The following is a 14,047-nucleotide window of genomic DNA, read 5'->3' as shown; positions in this document are numbered from 1 at the left end:
GCGTGGACGGGTTGGCCGTGATCCTGGGACGCTTCCTGAGCGAAGTCAAGAGCGAAAGATTGATTGATCGAAAAAAGATCAGATCGCGTGCGGGGCGACCGACAGCCCGTCCGCACCGCACGACGCCCGGACGCGCAGCCGCGGCAGCAGGCTCAGATGCCGTCGCGCGGACTCCTCGCCGGCCCCCTCGGTCAGCCGCTCGACCAGGAGTTCCGTGGCGTGCCGGCCCACCTGCCGCTTGGGCGGGGCGACCGCCGTGAGCGGGGTGTCGGCGAGCGCGGCGACCTCGTCGTCGTACGCGATCAGGGCCAGGTCCTCCGGCACCCGCACGCCCAGCTCGGCGAGCCGCTGCACCATCTGGATGGCGTCCACGTCGTTGTGGACCAGCGCCGCGCTCGCGAGCCCCGAGGTGACCGCCTCGTGCAGGGCCCGCACCGCCCGCTCGAAGCCCTCCGGGTCGGTCTCCGCCGGCACGGAGCCGATCACCGGACGCGGTGCCTCCAGGTCCAGGGTCGCCAGGGCCTCCGCGTAGCCCGCCCGCACCGCGAGCGCCGTCGGGCTGTCCCCGCGGGCCACCAGGAGCGGGGTGGCGTGGCCGAGTCCGAGCAGGTGGCGCACGGCGAGCAGCACCCCGTGCGCGTGGTCCGAGGACACCCGGTCCAGGCCGTCGAGCGGGGTGCCCGGGGCGGCCCGGCGCTCCAGGAGCACGGCCGGCACCGGCAGTCCGGCCAGCCAGTCCCCGTACGCGACCAGGTCCTCGGGCCCGCGCCAGCCGGGCGCGACCAGCACGCCCTCGGCGCCCGCCGCGAGCAGGCCCTCGGTGCGGGCCCGGTCCTCCTCGGGACGGTAGTCGGAGATCCGCAGGACGAGCCGGGCGCCGGCCCGGGCGGCGGCCTCGTGGGCGCCCCGGATGACCTCGGCGAAGTAGTACGTGGCGGAAGGTGCGAGCAGTCCGAGGACCAGGCCGCCGGCCGCGGCGGGCCCGGTGCCCGCTCCCGCGCCGCCGGGCCAGGAGACCTGGCCGTGCACCCGGTCGAGCAGGCCCTTCGCGGCCAGCGCCTCGACGTCCCGGCGCGCGGTGACGGGGGAGACCCCGAGCTGTCCGGCCAGGTCGGAGACGCGGGCCGTGCCGCGCTCGCGCACCAGGGCCAGCAGTCGGGCGTGTCGTTGGGCGGCACTCTCGCGCACGGTGCGGTCCCCCTTGCGGTGGTGGTGGTCACCCGACCTTAGACCAGGTCGAAGCGAAATGATCGAACGGAAGGAATTTCGATCATTCGCTCCGTCACCTCTTGACGTCCGATCGGAGCGTCTCCAGGATTCCGGGCGACGCCGACGTCCCCAGCCAGTTCAGGGAGCATCATGCCCACGCCGCCCGAGAAGCGTGAGCCGACGGCCGCAACGCCCGCGGCCCCCGCCACCGCAGCGCCCGCGGCCCCCGCCACCGCAGCACCCGAGGACCGCGTGCTCAGTCCGTACACCGGATGGACCCGGGCCCACTGGGAGGGCGCCGCCGACCGTCTCCTCCACGCCGTCCGCCCGCACGCCTCGCCCCGCGGCGGCCTGATCGACCTCCCCGGCCCCCGCCCCAGCCTGTCCGGCCCGCGCTCCGACGGACTGGAGGGCTACGCCCGCACCTTTCTCCTCGCCGGCCTCCTCGGCGACGACGCCCACCTCGCCCGCTACGCCGAAGGGCTCGCCGCGGGCACCGAGCGTCCCGGAACCGACGGCCCGGACTCCTGGCCGCTCATGGGCGCCACCCGCCAGGCCGTCGTCGAGTCCGCCTCCGTCGCCCTGGCCCTGCGCCTCACCCGCAGCCGTGTGTGGGACCGGCTCGACGACCGCGTCCGCCAACGGGCCGTCGACTGGCTGCTCCCCGCCCTCGGACCGTCCCCCGTCGACAACAACTGGTGGCTCTTCGGCCTGACCGTCGCCGGCTTCCTCCAGGACGCCGGCATCGAGACCGACCGCGCCGCCGCCACGATCGAGCGCTCCCTCGACCGGATCGAGGAATGGTGGCTCGGCGAGGGCTGGTACAGCGACGGCGACAACCGCGCCTTCGACCACTACAACGCCTGGGCCCTGCACTTCTACCCCGTGCTGCACGCCCACCTGGCCGGCGACCGGGCCCTCCTCGACCGTTACGGACCCCGGCTGCGCGCCCAGCTCGACGCCCACGTCCACCTCTTCGACAGCAACGGCGCCCCGGTCCCGTACGGGCGCTCCCTGACCTACCGCTTCGCCGCCGCCGCGGCCCCCTGGCTCGGCGCCCTCACCGGGCACACCCCGCTCACCCCCGGCGCCACCCGCCGCCTCGCCTCCGGCGCCCTGCGGTACTTCCTCGACCGCGGCGCCACCGACCCGCGGGGGCGGCTCACCCTGGGCTGGCACGGCCCGTACGAGCCCGTCCTCCAGTCCTACTCGGGCCCCGGATCCCCGTACTGGGCGTCCAAGGGATTCCTCGGGCTGCTGCTCCCCGCCGGCCACCCCGTGTGGACCGCGAAGGAGGAGCCGCTGCCCGCCGAACGCGCCGACGCCGTACGGCCCCTCGGGCCCACCGGACTGCTCGTCCAGAGCACCGCCGCCGACGGGCTCGTCCGCCTCCACAACCACGGCAGCAACCCGGTCGGCGGGGGCGACGACCCGGGCTACGCCCGGCACGCCTACTCCACCCGTACGGGACCCACCACCGCCCCCGACCCGGCCGACAACCACTTCGCGCTGCTCCGCCCCGACGGCACCGCGACCGTGCGCGGCCCCGCCGACCCGCTGGGCAGCGGACCCGACCGGGCGGCCTCCCGGCACACCCCGCTGCCCGGCGTCCGCGTCCTGTCCGCGACCCTCGCCCACGGTCGCGCCGAGGTCCGCGCCCACCTCGTGCTCGGCGCCCCCGAGGGGACCCCGGTGCGGCAGACCGGCTGGGCCACGCACACCGACGGGCCCGTCTCCCAGGTGCACCCCGTCCACGGCTACCGCCCCGGGGTGACCGAACTCCCCACCGGGGCGACCCTCCAGGGCGCCGGCCCCACCCGTACCCCGGCCGTGCACGGCCGGACGAGCGGCGCCGAGACGCTCTTCGTCGCCCTCGTCTCCCTCACCGCCGAACCCGCCCCGGGACCCGTCGCCACGCTCGCGACCGTCCAGGTCACCGGCCCCCGCACGCTCCGGGTGACCTGGCGGGACGGCACCACCGCGGATCTCTCCTACGACGACTTCGATCACGGGCCGTGACGCCGCCCGCCGTTCCGGCCCGGTCCTGAGGACGCGGCCCGGAGCGTCGTGGACCGACGACGACGCGGCGAGCGTGCGTGCCAGACCCCGCGAGCCCGGCAGGATCCGAAAGAGACGGCCTAGCGGCCCCCGGCGCCGCGCCGCCCGCGACCGGTGACGGACGCGATCAGGGCGGAGACGGCGAAGGCACCCGCGAGACTTCCCGCGGCGACCATGCCCACGCCGATCACGTAGAGGCCGCTGGCGTCGTCCGACCAGTCGGCGAAGGAGGCGACCGTCAGTCCGGCCGCGGTGCCGAACGAGGCGGCCTGGACATGACGCCGGGCCGCCGCCCAGCCCACCGCCACCAGCACCGTCAGCACGAGGCCGACGACCTGCCAGGCCTCGTACGGGCCGGTCTCCGAGCCGTCCGGGTGGACGTCGCGCCGCTGGTCCCAGCCCAGCCACGCGAGCCAGGCCGCGACCGACACGGCGGCCGTCACCAGGAAGGGAACGAGTTTCAGGGGCTTCATGTCCATGCCCCGAGTCTCCTGCCGTGCCCGGCGCCCGGGCAGAGCGCTCGTGCTCACCCCCGCTGAGTAGCGGCTCCCAGGCGCCCGCCCCGCACGGGGCCTACTTCGGGCCGTACTTGCGGCCGGCCTTCGACGACACCCCGCCGAGCAGACCGCGCGGGGCCAGCTTCACCACACCCATGAGCGCCTTGTAGCGGGGGTCGGGGATGGACAGCGTCCGTCCCCGGGCCAGGTCGGCGAGCGCCGCGGCCACCAGCTTGTCCGCGTCCAGCCACATCCAGCCCGGGATGTTGTCCGTCCCCATCCCCGCCCGCTGGTGGAACTCCGTCCGTACGAAGCCGGGGCACAGGGCCATCAGGCGCACCCCGCTGCCCGCCAGGTCCCGGGCCGCGCCCTGGGTGAACTGCACGACCCAGGACTTCGAGGCCCCGTAGGTCCCGCGCGGCACGAAGGCGGCCACCGAGGCGACGTTCACCACCCCGCCCCGGCCGCGCGACCGCATCGACCCGGCGGCTGCGGACGTCAGCCGCAGCACCGCCTCGCAGTGCACCTTCAGCATCCGCAGCTCGTCGTCCATCGACACCTCGAGGAAGCGGCCCTTGTTGCCGAACCCGGCGTTGTTCACCAGGAGGTCGACCGGGCGCCTGTCGTCGGAGAGCCGCGCCTCGACGGCCGCGATGCCCTCCTCCTCGGACAGGTCCGCCGCGAGCACCTCGGCCTCGATCCCGTGCCGGTCGTGCAGCTCGGTGGCCTGCTCGCGCAGCCGCTTCACGTCGCGTGCCACGAGCACCACGTCATGTCCGTCCGCGGCGAGCCGCCGCGCGAAGGCGGCGCCGATGCCGGCGGTCGCACCCGTAATCAATGCAGTCGTCATACGCGGCACGTTAGCCCGCGCCGTGTGAACGGCGTGTGTGGGAGAGCGCTCGGCCGGGGCGTGCGCCCGGGCCCCAGACGACGGCCGCCTACTCCCCGTTCTCCGCCCCGCCCGTGGCCCCGTCCGTCTCCCCGTCCTTCGTCCCGTACTTCTCCGCGTAGGTGCGGGCGAGTTCGAGGAGCCCCGACTCCATCCACTCGGCCGCGACCAGGGTCTCCGGCAGGAGCGAACGGTCGGCTGTCGCGGCGTGGTGCAGCCGGGCGACGGTGATCTCGTGGGCGGGGCGGTGGACGACCTCCACCCGGTCGCCGGCCCGGATCTCGCCGGGGACGACCACCCGGAGCAGCGCGCCCGGTCCGGCCGTCGACGCGTTGAAGCGGCGCACCCAGCCGGCCTCCTCGACGAAGCCCGCGAAGGTGCGGCAGGGGATGCGGCCGCCGGTCACCTCCAGGACGACCTCGTCGCCGATCCGCCAGCGCTCGCCGATCAGGGCGTTGTTGACGTCCAGGCCCCGGGTGGTGAGGTTCTCGCCGAAGGAGCCGGGGGAGAAGGAGCGGCCGAGCTCGGCCTCCCAGGAGTCCAGGTCCTCGCGGGCGAAGGCGTAGACGGCCCGGTCCGGGCCGCCGTGGAAACGCAGGTCGCAGACGGCGTCCCCGGCGACACCGCTTGCACCGCCGGGGGCGGGGGCGTCGACCCGCACGGGCCCGTCGACCGGGCGCTTGTCGATGCCCGTCCTTCCCGAGGGGGCGTTCGTGTAGGCGACCGGCCGGTCCTGTCCGACATTCACACTCAAGAGCTCCATACGCGCACCCTAGGTGGTGGCACGGCCGGGGCGGGCGTCCGAGCGAAGGCCTGAAAGTTCATCGGCAGAATTCGCGCCCTCGCCCAAGGGTCACTTATGCTCGAAACATGATCGAGGCCCGCCACCTCCGCGTCCTGCGCGCCGTCGCCGCGACCGGCTCCTTCTCCGCCGCCGCCCGGGAACTGGGCTGCACCCAGCCCGCGGTGAGCCAGCAGATGAAGGCGCTCGAAGCCTCCGCCGGGACCCCGCTGCTCGTCCGCACCGGGCGCGAGATGCGCCTCACCCAGGCGGGCGAGGCCCTGGTCCGGCATGCCTCCGGCATCCTCGCCGGCCTCACCGCCGCCGAGGAGGAGGTCGCCGCCATCGCGGGCCTGCGGGCCGGCCGGGTCCGGCTGGTCTCCTTCCCCAGCGGCAGCTCCACCCTCGTCCCCACCGCGCTCGCCGCGCTGCGCGCCGCCCACCCCGGCACCCGGGTCTCGCTGGTCGAGGCCGAGCCGCCGCGCTCGGTGGAGATGCTCCGGGAGGGCGACTGCGACGTGGCCCTCGCCTTCCGCTACGGCGCGGGCCCGGACGCCTGGGACGACCTCGTGGTCCGGCCGCTGCTCGCCGACCGGCTCGTCGGGCTCGTCCCCGAGGGGCACCGGCTCGCCGGGGCGGAGGCCGTCACGATCGGGGAGCTCGCCGAGGACCCCTGGATCGCGGGCTGCCCGCGCTGCCGCCGCCAGTTGGTGGACGTCTGCGAGAAGGCGGGCTTCACACCCCGGATCGACTTCGCCACCGACGACTACCCGGCCGTGGTGGGCCTGGTGGGCGCGGGGCTCGGCGTGGCGGTCCTGCCGGAGCTCGCGATCGAGTCCGTACGGCCCAAGGGAGCCGTCACCGTGACGGTGGAGCCCGCCGTGGAGCGCGAGATCGTGGCGCTGACCCTTCCGGACCTGGCTCAGGTCCCCGCCGTGGCCGCCACCCTCGACGAGCTGGTCCGCGCCGCGGCGCGCGGCACGAACCTCGCGGGGACACGGGCGTAGCGCCGTCGGAGTGACCCGCCGGTGCGGCCGTAAGAGTGGTCCGCCCACCGGCCGTACGGGTGGATTCGGCGTCTCGTACGGCCCAGCGTGCGGGGCCGTACGAGTGACCCTCGCGGGGCCGTCCGGGTGGCCCGCCCGGGCCCGTCCGGGTGACGGCGTGCGGGCCGTCGGAGTGAGCGACGTGCGCCCGTCCGTGGTCGTCGTGGGGTCCGTCCCTGGGCCGCCCGGGGGACCTCCCCGGGGCGGGCCGGGGCCGTCCGGGCACCCGGGGTCGGGCCGTCCGGGTGACGGCCGCAGGGCACCGGGGTACGCGCCCGTACGTACCGGGGCCGCGCGCCGCACGCCCCCGGGCCACGTGCGGCGCGGTGACCGGGCCCGTCGTGCCGCTCCGTCGAGCTACGGAGCAGAAACGTTCCTTCAGGCGTGGGCCACGCCTGCCGAGCTCGATGCCGACGCCCGTGCCGCGGCGGCCGTGGCCGCCGTCGTGGACGTCGTGGTGACCAGGCGGTTGCGCGCCCGGCCCATGAGCTCCTCGCGTTCGTCCTCGGTGAGGCCGCCCCAGACGCCGTACGGCTCCCGTACGGCGAGCGCGTGTGCCGCGCACTCCGCGCGTACCGGGCACCGCATGCAGACCTCTTTAGCCGAGTTCTCGCGCGCACTCCGTGCCGCGCCGCGCTCTCCCTCGGGGTGGAAGAACAGGGAGCTGTCGACTCCGCGGCAGGCCGCGAGGAGCTGCCAGTCCCACAGATCGGCGTTGGGTCCGGGAAGGCGGGAGAAATCTGCCATTGCGCTAGTCCCCTTGAAACCGTTTCGAACGGATTTTTGGTGGGCGGGTGGATGGCTGATCGTGTGGGGGCCCTTCGCCCCCGTGGGACTCGGGTACCCGCTCTCGCGGGTTCGACCCGACCGTACAACTACTGACTGAGTAGATGTAAATATGACTCATTGCGAATCTAGCCACAGACACCGCGAAAAGGGAAGAAAACCCGCTAAATGGGGCATAGCTTCGAAGCGAAGGACGGATGACCTGCGACGCTCTCCTCCGCGTATGGGCCCTTACGTAGAGTGCCGAAGGCGCCCGTCCGACCCGTAACTCTTTCGAGTGACCATCGTTGAGAGTGCGGAGGCGGTTGAAGGAACAAGCGCTCGGGCAGGTGTCCGAGGGCGTCAACCGCACAGGTGACGATACGTACCAGCCCTGGAGGCTCAAGGTGACGCGCATCAGCTGCGAGAGCCGCGGAGGTCAGTCGTGACATCCGTGCTCGTCTGCGACGACTCCCCGCTCGCCCGAGAGGCGCTTCGCCGGGCGGTCGCGACCGTGCCCGGCGTCGAGCGCGTGACCACCGCGGCCAACGGCGAGGAAGTCCTCCGCCGCTGGGGTGCGGACCGCTCGGACCTCATTCTGATGGACGTGCGCATGCCCGGCCTGGGCGGCGTGGAGACCGTCCGCCGGCTGCTGTCCGCGGACCCCGGCGCCCGCATCATCATGCTCACCGTCGCCGAGGACCTGGACGGCGTCGCGCTCGCGGTCGCCGCCGGTGCCCGTGGCTATCTGCACAAGGACGCCTCGCGCGCCGAGCTGCGGGCCACCGTCACACAGGCGCTCGCCGACCCGACCTGGCGGCTCGCCCCGCGCCGGCTGCGCTCGGCCGAGATGGGCGCCGCCCCCACCCTCACCGCCCGCGAGATCCAGGTCCTCGAGGGCATGAGCCACGGCCGGTCCAACGCGGAGATCGGGCGCGAGCTCTTCCTGTCCGAGGACACGGTCAAGACCCACGCCCGGCGCCTCTTCAAGAAGCTGGGTGCCTCCGACCGGGCGCACGCCGTCGCGCTCGGATTCCGCTGGGGCCTGGTCCGCTGACCTGCGGCCGCCGCTCGCATCCCCGTCCGCCGCGGGGCGGACGGGGTGGGCTTGTGTCACTTCCCCGCGGAATGCCGCATCCTTGAAGGCGTGGAGTTCCTCGGGGACGAGACGAGCGAGCCGGCGGAAGACAAGCTGAAGGGGAGGGCGCAGGAGATGAGTCCCGGCGCACCTGCTCATAACGCTTCGGTGCACAACTACGGACGCGGTGCCGCGAACGACGCGGCGCCGGGGCACCATGGAGCGATGCGCGACGACGAGACGGTGGGGTCGGCCGTGCCTCCGGGGCAGGGGGAGATCGGTGCCCTCGTTCGCCGTGCCGTCGAGGGGGACGGGCAGGCCACGCACGACCTCCTGGCGCGCGTGCACCCCCTCGCCCTGCGTTATTGCCGTACGCGGCTGAACCGGCTGCCCGGTGACGCCCGGCACTTCACGGAGGACCTCGCCCAGGAGGTCTGCGTGGCCGTCCTCATGGCGCTGCCGCGCTACAAGGACACCGGCAGGCCCTTCGAGGCCTTCGTCTTCGCCATCGCCGGCCACAAGGTCGCCGATCTGCAGCGGGCCGCCATGCGGCACCCCGGATCGACGGCCGTGCCCTCCGACGAGATGCCCGAGCGGCCCGACGACTCGCTCGGCCCCGAGGAGCGCGCGCTGCTCAGCGACGACGCCGAATGGGCCAAGAAGCTGCTCGCCAACCTGCCGGAGAACCAGCGCGAACTGCTCGTCCTGCGGGTGGCCGTCGGGCTGACCGCCGAGGAGACCGGGCAGATGCTCGGCATGTCCCCGGGGGCCGTCCGGGTGGCGCAGCACCGCGCGCTCAGCCGACTGCGGGCGCTGGCCGAGCAGTAAGGGTTGTGCGGGGCTTGTGTCCCTCACGTACACGTACGATCGTCCAAAGCTTCCCGCTGATCTTGCTCGTGGAATGAGACACGGCCGCGGCCCGTTAGCATGGACATCCGCACCGATCAAGGCCATTGGGGAAGGTGTCATGACCAACGTCGACGGAGTGCCCGAGAAGTTCGCGACACTCGGGCTGACCTACGACGATGTGCTGTTGCTGCCGGGTGCCTCAGAGGTGCTCCCGAACGCGGTCGACACCTCGTCCCGAATCTCCCGGAACGTGCGGGTGAACATCCCGCTGCTCTCGGCGGCGATGGACAAGGTCACCGAGTCCCGCATGGCGATCGCGATGGCCCGTCTGGGCGGCGTCGGCGTCCTCCACCGGAACCTCTCCGTCGAGGACCAGGTGAACCAGGTCGACCTGGTGAAGCGCTCCGAGTCCGGCATGGTCACCGACCCGATCACGGTGCACCCGGACGCGACGCTCGCCGAGGCCGACGCGCTGTGCGCCAAGTTCCGCATCAGCGGTGTCCCGGTCACCGACCCGGCCGGCAAGCTCCTCGGCATCGTGACCAACCGCGACATGGCCTTCGAGACCGACCGCAGCCGTCAGGTCCGCGAGGTCATGACGCCGATGCCGCTGGTCACCGGCAAGGTCGGCATCTCCGGCGTGGACGCCATGGAGCTGCTGCGCCGCCACAAGATCGAGAAGCTGCCGCTGGTCGACGACAAGGGCGTCCTCAAGGGCCTCATCACGGTCAAGGACTTCGTCAAGGCCGAGAAGTACCCGAACGCCGCCAAGGACGCCGAGGGCCGGCTGCTCGTCGGCGCGGCCGTCGGCGCCAGCCCCGAGGCCCTGGAGCGCGCCCAGGCGCTCGCCGCGGCCGGCGCGGACTTCCTCATCGTCGACACCTCCCACGGGCACAACAGCAACGCCCTGAGCTGGATGGCGAAGATCAAGTCGAGCGTGAACGTCGACGTGATCGGCGGCAACGTCGCCACGCGCGACGGCGCGCAGGCGATGATCGACGCCGGTGTCGACGGCATCAAGGTCGGTGTGGGCCCGGGCTCCATCTGCACCACCCGTGTGGTCGCGGGCATCGGTGTCCCGCAGGTCACCGCCATCTACGAGGCCGCCCTCGCCGCCCGCGCCGCCGGCATCCCGCTGATCGGCGACGGTGGTCTGCAGTACTCCGGCGACATCGGCAAGGCGCTGGCCGCCGGCGCCGACACCGTGATGCTCGGCAGCCTCCTCGCGGGCTGTGAGGAGTCGCCCGGCGAGCTGCTCTTCATCAACGGCAAGCAGTTCAAGTCGTACCGGGGCATGGGCTCGCTCGGCGCCATGCAGTCCCGTGGCCAGGGCCGGTCGTACTCGAAGGACCGCTACTTCCAGGCCGACGTGGCCTCCGACGACAAGCTCGTGCCCGAGGGCGTCGAGGGCCAGGTGCCCTACCGCGGCCCGCTGGCCAACGTGCTGCACCAGCTCGTCGGCGGTCTGCGCCAGACCATGGGCTACGTGGGCGCCGCCACCATCGAGGAGATGGAGTCCAAGGGCCGCTTCGTCCGGATCACGGCCGCGGGCCTCAAGGAGAGCCACCCGCACGACATCCAGATGACGGTCGAGGCGCCGAACTACAGCAGGACGAAGTAACGCGCGACCGGCCCACCGGCATGGAGGGGGCGGTTCCGGCATGTGGCCGGAACCGCCCCTTCGGCACGTGTCGGGGATACTGGTAGGCGCAGACACAGAGGGAAAGGCCACACAACGTGACTGAGATCGAGATCGGGCGCGGCAAGCGCGGCCGCAGGGCGTACGCGTTCGACGACATCGCCGTCGTACCGAGCCGGCGCACCCGGGACCCGAAGGAGGTCTCGATCGCCTGGCAGATCGACGCCTACCGCTTCGAGCTGCCCTTCCTGGCCGCGCCCATGGACTCGGTCGTCTCGCCGCAGACCGCCATCCGCATCGGCGAGCTCGGCGGCCTGGGCGTGCTGAACCTCGAAGGCCTGTGGACCCGGTACGAGGACCCGCAGCCGCTGCTCGACGAGATCGCCGAGCTGGACGAGGCCACCGCGACCCGCCGTCTGCAGGAGCTCTACGCCGCTCCGATCAAGGAAGAGCTGATCGGGCAGCGCATCAAGGAGGTGCGCGACTCGGGTGTCGTCACCGCCGCGGCACTCTCCCCGCAGCGCACCGCCCAGTTCTCCAAGGCCGTGGTCGACGCCGGCGTGGACATCTTCGTCATCCGCGGCACGACCGTCTCCGCCGAGCACGTCTCCGGCGCCGCCGAGCCGCTGAACCTGAAGCAGTTCATCTACGAGCTCGACGTCCCGGTCATCGTCGGCGGCTGCGCCACCTACACGGCGGCCCTGCACCTGATGCGCACCGGCGCCGCGGGCGTCCTGGTCGGCTTCGGTGGCGGCGCCGCCCACACCACCCGCAACGTGCTCGGCATCCAGGTCCCGATGGCCACCGCCGTCGCCGACGTGGCCGCCGCCCGCCGCGACTACATGGACGAGTCCGGCGGCCGCTACGTGCACGTCATCGCCGACGGCGGCGTGGGCTGGTCGGGCGACCTGCCGAAGGCCATCGCCTGCGGTGCCGACGCCGTCATGATGGGCTCCCCGCTGGCCCGGGCCACGGACGCCCCCGGCAAGGGCCACCACTGGGGCATGGAGGCCGTCCACGAGGACGTGCCGCGCGGCAAGCTGGTCGACCTGGGCATCGTCGGCACCACCGAGGAGATCCTCACCGGTCCGTCGCACACGCCCGACGGCTCGATGAACTTCTTCGGCGCCCTGCGCCGCGCCATGGCCACCACGGGCTACAGCGAGCTCAAGGAGTTCCAGCGCGTGGAGGTCACGGTCGCGGACGCGCAGCACAAGCGCTGACCCGTTCCGCATGCGCGAGGGGCCCCGCACCGGGTGGTGCGGGGCCCCTCGCGCGTACCCGTACGGCTCAGACCGAGGCCTTCTTCGCGCCGCTGAACGCGGCGAAGGCGGCGAGCGCGAAGAACAGGAAGGTCAGCGGGTCCAGCTCGTCCTTCCACACCTGCGTGAGGCCGTCGAAGTGCTCGAAGAAGACGTCGGAGGCCGAGACGTGCAGCTCCTTGCCGGCGATGATCGCGAGGGCGACCAGCTGGCCGAGGTAGACCGCACCGAGCGAGAACACGGCGCTGACCACCGGGAGGGCCGGGTTGCTGCCGCCGGCCTTGCCGGCCGCGAAGCCGACCAGGAAGCCCACGCCGACGGCCGCCCAGCCGATCTCCCGCTCGATGCCGCCCGCGATGGCGCCGTAGACGCCGCCCGCGACGAGCGCGGCGACGAGGGCCGCCACCAGGCCGAGCCCCACGTGGGAGCGGGCCGCGGGCGCGGGCGGGGCGGGCGGCAGCGGCGTCTGCGGCAGCTGGCCGGGCCCGGCACCCTGGGCGAACGGGTTGCCGGGCGGCGGAACGGACTGGCTCATGAAACGGAATCCCCCTGGGACGGTGCCGCACGAGTGTGCGATCAAGCGCCCGGAGGCTAGCAGCTCGCTGTGACGGGGCGCGGGGGATTTACGGGGCGGGAGCGCCGGGGGAGGCGCTCAGAGCCGGTGGGCGGCGCCCGCCGGGGTCGCGCCGCGGGTGTCGAGGAGGAGCTGGGCCTTCACCGCGAGCCCCTGGAGGTCGTAGGTGCGGTGGTGCTGGAGCAGGAGCGTGAGGTCGGCGTGGGCGGTGGCCTCGTAGAGCGAGTCGGCGCGCGGGACCGGCAGGTCGCGGACGCGCCAGTCGGGGACGTACGGGTCGTGGTAGCTGACGGCGGCGCCGAGGTCCATGAGGCGCCGGGCGATCTCGTCGGCGGGGGAGCCCTGCCGGTCGGCGAGATCGGGTTTGTAGGTGACCCCGAGCAGCAGGATCCGGGCGCCGCGGGCGGACTTGCCGTGCTCGTTGAGGAGCGTGGCGCAGCGCTGGACGACGTACTGCGGCATGCGTTCGTTGACCTGGCCGGCGAGTTCGACCAGGCGCAGCGGGCGGTGGCCGCCGACGGTGTCGACGGGCACGCCGTGGCCGCCCACCCCGGGGCCCGGGCGGAAGGCCTGGAAGCCGAACGGCTTGGTCTCGGCGCAGCGGATGACGTCCCAGAGGTCGACGCCGAGCTCGTGGCAGAGCACCGCCATCTCGTTGACGAGGGCGATGTTCACGTGCCGGAAGTTGGTCTCCAGGAGCTTGACGGTCTCGGCCTCGCGCGGGCCGCGTGCGCGGACCACCTTGTCGGTGAGGCGGGCGTAGAAGGCCGCGGCGGACTCGGTGCAGGCGGGGGTCAGGCCGCCGATCACCTTGGGCGTGCCGGCGAGGGCGTGCGGGCCGTGGGCGCCGCGGCCGCCGGGGTCGAGTCGGCCGGGGGAGTACGCGAGGTGGAAGTCGCGCCCGGCGCGCAGCCCGGAGCCCGTCTCGAGGAGCTCGCGCAGCGGGCCCTCGGTGGTGCCGGGCGGCACCGGGGACTCCAGGACGACGGTGGTGTGGGGGCGCAGCCGGGCCGCGAGGGCGCGGGCGGCGTCGGTGACGGCGGTGAGGTCGAGCGCGCCGTCGGGTCCGGACGGGGTGGGCGCGCAGATGACGGCGGTGCGCACCCGGCCCAGCTCGGTCGGGTTGCCGGCGGGCGAGAAGCCGCTGGCGAGCATCCGGCGGATCTCGGCGGCGGTGAGGGAGCCGTCGACGGGGGGACGTCCGGCGGCCAGTTCGGTGAGGGGACGGGGGTCGGTGTCGTAGCCGATGGTGGAGATGCCGGCCGCGGTGGCCGCCTGGGCGAGGGGGAGTCCGTGGTGACCGAGGCCGATGACGGCGAGATCAGCGGGCATGGGGGGTGGGCCGTCCTTCCCAGTAGCCGGAGGGAACGCGGTGCGCAACCCCTGTGGACCGAAGGGGG

At 73.6% G+C, this 14,047-nt stretch carries 13 protein-coding genes; 6 read left to right on the top strand and 7 right to left on the bottom strand.

The annotated features are described in order from the left end of the window. Window positions 1-78 precede the first annotated feature (78 nt). A complete protein-coding gene (locus ACIRQF_RS20500) occupies window positions 79-1,188 on the bottom strand; it encodes a substrate-binding domain-containing protein (RefSeq protein WP_404093867.1) in 1,110 nt (369 codons plus the stop codon). Window positions 1,189-1,359: 171 nt separating this feature from the next. Here ACIRQF_RS20500 and ACIRQF_RS20495 point away from each other — a divergent pair, with 171 nt between their 5' ends. Further along, window positions 1,360-3,228, top strand: coding sequence for a DUF2264 domain-containing protein (locus tag ACIRQF_RS20495; RefSeq protein ID WP_404093864.1), 1,869 nt, complete (start codon window positions 1,360-1,362; stop codon window positions 3,226-3,228). Window positions 3,229-3,347: 119 nt separating this feature from the next. Here ACIRQF_RS20495 and ACIRQF_RS20490 read toward each other — a convergent pair whose 3' ends face one another. The 3 genes from ACIRQF_RS20490 to ACIRQF_RS20480 form a co-directional block, all read right to left on the bottom strand. After that, complete coding sequence (locus ACIRQF_RS20490; protein ID WP_404093862.1) at window positions 3,348-3,746, bottom strand: hypothetical protein; 399 nt, start codon at window positions 3,744-3,746, stop codon at window positions 3,348-3,350. Window positions 3,747-3,840: 94 nt separating this feature from the next. Continuing rightward, entirely contained in the window at window positions 3,841-4,614 is a 774-nt protein-coding gene (locus tag ACIRQF_RS20485; RefSeq protein ID WP_389753317.1) for an SDR family NAD(P)-dependent oxidoreductase, read from the bottom strand. An 88-nt stretch (window positions 4,615-4,702) separates the two neighbouring features. Continuing rightward, window positions 4,703-5,416: an MOSC domain-containing protein gene (locus ACIRQF_RS20480; RefSeq protein ID WP_404093859.1), complete on the bottom strand. Its 714-nt coding sequence runs from the start codon at window positions 5,414-5,416 to the stop codon at window positions 4,703-4,705. Window positions 5,417-5,523: 107 nt separating this feature from the next. Here ACIRQF_RS20480 and ACIRQF_RS20475 point away from each other — a divergent pair, with 107 nt between their 5' ends. Beyond that, window positions 5,524-6,441, top strand: coding sequence for a LysR family transcriptional regulator (locus tag ACIRQF_RS20475; protein ID WP_382478509.1), 918 nt, complete (start codon window positions 5,524-5,526; stop codon window positions 6,439-6,441). A gap of 417 nt (window positions 6,442-6,858) precedes the next feature. Here the strand turns inward: ACIRQF_RS20475 and ACIRQF_RS20470 are convergent, their stop codons facing one another. Beyond that, on the bottom strand, window positions 6,859-7,227 hold the full coding sequence (locus tag ACIRQF_RS20470) for a WhiB family transcriptional regulator (RefSeq protein WP_376635493.1): 369 nt from the start codon (window positions 7,225-7,227) through the stop codon (window positions 6,859-6,861). Window positions 7,228-7,690: 463 nt separating this feature from the next. Between ACIRQF_RS20470 and ACIRQF_RS20465 the strand changes: the two genes are divergently transcribed. The 4 genes from ACIRQF_RS20465 to ACIRQF_RS20450 all read left to right on the top strand — a co-directional run bounded on the left by ACIRQF_RS20465 (window position 7,691) and on the right by ACIRQF_RS20450 (window position 12,034). Then, a complete protein-coding gene (locus ACIRQF_RS20465) occupies window positions 7,691-8,302 on the top strand; it encodes a response regulator transcription factor (RefSeq protein WP_003948568.1) in 612 nt (203 codons plus the stop codon). Between the two features lie 246 nt (window positions 8,303-8,548). Continuing rightward, complete coding sequence (locus ACIRQF_RS20460; protein WP_376635495.1) at window positions 8,549-9,151, top strand: sigma-70 family RNA polymerase sigma factor; 603 nt, start codon at window positions 8,549-8,551, stop codon at window positions 9,149-9,151. A gap of 139 nt (window positions 9,152-9,290) precedes the next feature. Next, the gene (guaB, locus tag ACIRQF_RS20455; protein ID WP_376635497.1) at window positions 9,291-10,793 is read left to right on the top strand and encodes an IMP dehydrogenase; all 1,503 of its coding nucleotides are present in this window, start codon (window positions 9,291-9,293) and stop codon (window positions 10,791-10,793) included. Between the two features lie 116 nt (window positions 10,794-10,909). Beyond that, window positions 10,910-12,034 (top strand): GuaB3 family IMP dehydrogenase-related protein, encoded by a 1,125-nt coding sequence (locus ACIRQF_RS20450; RefSeq protein WP_376635499.1) that lies wholly within the window; start codon window positions 10,910-10,912, stop codon window positions 12,032-12,034. 67 nt (window positions 12,035-12,101) lie between these two features. On the opposite strand, the gene ACIRQF_RS20445 is transcribed toward ACIRQF_RS20450, so the two are convergent. Next, a complete protein-coding gene (locus ACIRQF_RS20445; protein WP_376635501.1) occupies window positions 12,102-12,608 on the bottom strand; it encodes a hypothetical protein in 507 nt (168 codons plus the stop codon). Between the two features lie 117 nt (window positions 12,609-12,725). Then, window positions 12,726-13,979, bottom strand: a complete 1,254-nt coding sequence (locus ACIRQF_RS20440; RefSeq protein ID WP_404093854.1) for a nucleotide sugar dehydrogenase — start codon at window positions 13,977-13,979, stop codon at window positions 12,726-12,728. Between the last annotated feature and the right edge of the window lie 68 nt (window positions 13,980-14,047).

Origin of the sequence: Streptomyces sp. NPDC101191 (assembly GCF_044767915.1) — a bacterium.
GTDB lineage: Bacteria > Actinomycetota > Actinomycetes > Streptomycetales > Streptomycetaceae > Streptomyces.
This window is presented reverse-complemented; position numbering and strand designations above follow the sequence as displayed.

Excerpts from the sequence above, each read along its gene's own strand:
- ACIRQF_RS20495 (WP_404093864.1), top strand. The coding sequence starts at position 1,360 with ATGCCCACGCCGCCCGAGAAGCGTGAGCCGACGGCCGCAACGCCCGCG.
- ACIRQF_RS20475 (WP_382478509.1), top strand. The coding sequence starts at position 5,524 with ATGATCGAGGCCCGCCACCTCCGCGTCCTGCGCGCCGTCGCCGCGACC.
- ACIRQF_RS20490 (WP_404093862.1), bottom strand. The coding sequence starts at position 3,746 with ATGGACATGAAGCCCCTGAAACTCGTTCCCTTCCTGGTGACGGCCGCC.
- ACIRQF_RS20485 (WP_389753317.1), bottom strand. The coding sequence starts at position 4,614 with ATGACGACTGCATTGATTACGGGTGCGACCGCCGGCATCGGCGCCGCC.
- ACIRQF_RS20440 (WP_404093854.1), bottom strand. The coding sequence starts at position 13,979 with ATGCCCGCTGATCTCGCCGTCATCGGCCTCGGTCACCACGGACTCCCC.
- ACIRQF_RS20445 (WP_376635501.1), bottom strand. The coding sequence starts at position 12,608 with ATGAGCCAGTCCGTTCCGCCGCCCGGCAACCCGTTCGCCCAGGGTGCC.
- ACIRQF_RS20480 (WP_404093859.1), bottom strand. The coding sequence starts at position 5,416 with ATGGAGCTCTTGAGTGTGAATGTCGGACAGGACCGGCCGGTCGCCTAC.
- guaB (WP_376635497.1), top strand. The coding sequence starts at position 9,291 with ATGACCAACGTCGACGGAGTGCCCGAGAAGTTCGCGACACTCGGGCTG.
- ACIRQF_RS20470 (WP_376635493.1), bottom strand. The coding sequence starts at position 7,227 with ATGGCAGATTTCTCCCGCCTTCCCGGACCCAACGCCGATCTGTGGGAC.
- ACIRQF_RS20460 (WP_376635495.1), top strand. The coding sequence starts at position 8,549 with ATGCGCGACGACGAGACGGTGGGGTCGGCCGTGCCTCCGGGGCAGGGG.